A 2,213-nucleotide genomic window follows, 5' to 3' on the forward strand; every position below is an offset into this window, starting at 1 on the left:
GTAAGCGGTAAATAAACCCCACATACTCAATCATAAAAATAGTTGTCATAGTACCTCACCAATTTAAGGAGGCACTATGTCATCACAAGAAAAACACCAGTATTGGTCTTCATTAATCGAGCAGCAAAAACAAAGTGGCATTAGCATCACTCAGTTTTGCGCTGAGCAGAACATAAGCTATCAAACCTTTTATACATGGGCCAAAAAACTCCGAACACAGCCAGAGCCACAACGATTGCAACCCATCATTGTGACCGATACATCCGTCGTGAGTGAAAACGTTGTCACGCTAACCCTTGCAAATGGTTTGCGTGCTCAGTTGCCAATTCATTTAAGCGCTAGCCAAATCCAGCATTGGGTTGCTGCCCTACAATGACACCATCTGCTCAAGTTTATCTCGTCACGGGTGTCACAGATATGCGTAAGTCTATCGATGGCCTATCGCTTATCGTTGCACAACATCTTGAAATGGACCCGTTTAGCGAATCCTGGTTTATTTTTTGTAATCGTCATCGAGATAAACTCAAAATCTTGTTTTGGGACACTAATGGCTTTTGGCTTTATTATCGGCGGTTAGAAAAAGGCACCTTTAAGTGGCCAAAGCCAACACACGATGGCGCACTACATATCAGCAAGGCCCAGCTGAATTGGCTGTTATCGGGGTTATCTATCGAGCATCACAGAGCGCATCGACCAATAACTAACCTAACAGTGTGATCAAAAAGGCGATCACATTTTTTATGCTTGAACGATCCTTTTTCGCTGTCACAATAAGGAGAAATGAATACAAACTTCGCTAATAATGACAACACTTCCTGATGATATTGAGCAACTTAAGGCCATGGTACTGCAGCTGCAACAAGCTGCTGACATTGCACAGGCACAAGCGTCATTAGCCAAGGAAGAAGTGCTTGTTGCTCAAGAAGAAATCACCGAGCTTAAAACACAAATCCAGTTGTTAATTGAGCAATTAAATTTAAGTCAATCTAAGCGGTTTTCTTCTAAGAGTGAAAAAGTCGCCAAAGGCACCTTTAACGAGGCCGAGCAACAAGATATTGCTGAGCCATCAACGCAAACAACAAAGAAAACAGGCCGTAAACCGTTACCTGAAGCGCTAGAGCGTGAAGTTATCACACATGAGATTGACTCGCCTTGTTGTGAATGCTGTCAGTCTCCATTACACCAATGCGGCGTCGAAACCAGTGAAGAACTTAAAATTATTCCACAAAAAGTGACGGTTATCCGCCATGAACGGGTAAAATATGCTTGTCGCCAGTGTGAAAAAACACAAACAAGTTCACGCATTATCACCACCCCTAAGCCACCCAGTTTAATCCCTAAAAGTATTGGTAGTGCCGAGGCATTTGCCGCCGTTGTGACGGCAAAATACGTTGATGCACTTCCACTTTATCGCCAGGTGGATATATTAACCCGCTCAGGTATTGATATCAGCCGAGCGACCTTAGCCAATTGGTGTGTGCAATTAGGCATGAAAGTACAGCCCATTATTGATGCAATGCAGTCACAACTGCTCAATGAAAAGCTGATTTGTGCTGATGAAACCACCGTGCAAGTGCTTCGTGAAGAAGATAGAAAAGCCGAAACTAAATCGTATATGTGGGTGTATCGCAGTGGTGAGTTTGTCCAATCGCCTATCGTGATTTATGACTATCATCCAAGCCGTGCTGGCCGTTGCGCGCAAGCGTTCTTATCAGGTTTCTCTGGGTATTTGCTGACCGATGGGTACGGTGCTTATGGCACATTAAAAGATGTCACCCATGCTGGCTGCATGGCACATGTGCGTCGAAAGTTCACCGATGCACAAAAAGCGAGTGCGTCAAAAAAAGCAGGTAAGCCCGAAGTTGCACTGAGCTATATTGCCAAACTCTACGCCATTGAAAAACGCTCCAAACAACTCAGTGCTCTTGAGCGACAACAATTAAGACAACAAGAAGCGGTACCAATATTAGCGGAGTTTAAAACTTGGTTGGAGAAACAACAGGTACTTCCCAAAGGATATCTAGGTAAAGCCATTACTTACGCCCTAAACCAATGGCCGAAATTATTAACTTATCTTGATGATGGTGATATTAGCATCGACAATAATGTCACCGAACGAGATATTCGCCCGTTTACAACGGGGCGCAAAAACTGGATGTTCTCAACGTCAGTCAACGGCGCGCATGCCAGTGCGAACTTATACAGTTTAGTGA

General features: G+C 43.9%; 3 protein-coding genes. All 3 read left to right on the forward strand.

Annotated features, from left to right (window positions below; all coding sequences use genetic code 11):
* Positions 1 to 76 precede the first annotated feature (76 nt).
* Positions 77 to 376, forward strand: a complete 300-nt coding sequence (gene tnpA, locus IEW93_RS21660) for an IS66 family insertion sequence element accessory protein TnpA (protein WP_188741263.1) — start codon at positions 77 to 79, stop codon at positions 374 to 376.
* Positions 373 to 717 (forward strand): IS66 family insertion sequence element accessory protein TnpB, encoded by a 345-nt coding sequence (gene tnpB / locus IEW93_RS21665; RefSeq protein WP_012088183.1) that lies wholly within the window; start codon positions 373 to 375, stop codon positions 715 to 717. The genes tnpA and tnpB overlap by 4 nt, the downstream gene beginning before the upstream one ends.
* A gap of 85 nt (positions 718 to 802) precedes the next feature.
* The coding region (locus IEW93_RS21670; RefSeq protein WP_188741264.1) for an IS66-like element ISSba7 family transposase at positions 803 to 2,213 on the forward strand (1,411 nt) is incomplete at its 3' end.

Source organism: Shewanella inventionis (assembly GCF_014641855.1).
GTDB classification, from domain to species: Bacteria; Pseudomonadota; Gammaproteobacteria; order Enterobacterales; family Shewanellaceae; genus Shewanella; species Shewanella inventionis.

Excerpts from the sequence above, each read along its gene's own strand:
- tnpA (WP_188741263.1), top strand. The coding sequence starts at position 77 with ATGTCATCACAAGAAAAACACCAGTATTGGTCTTCATTAATCGAGCAG.
- tnpB (WP_012088183.1), top strand. The coding sequence starts at position 373 with ATGACACCATCTGCTCAAGTTTATCTCGTCACGGGTGTCACAGATATG.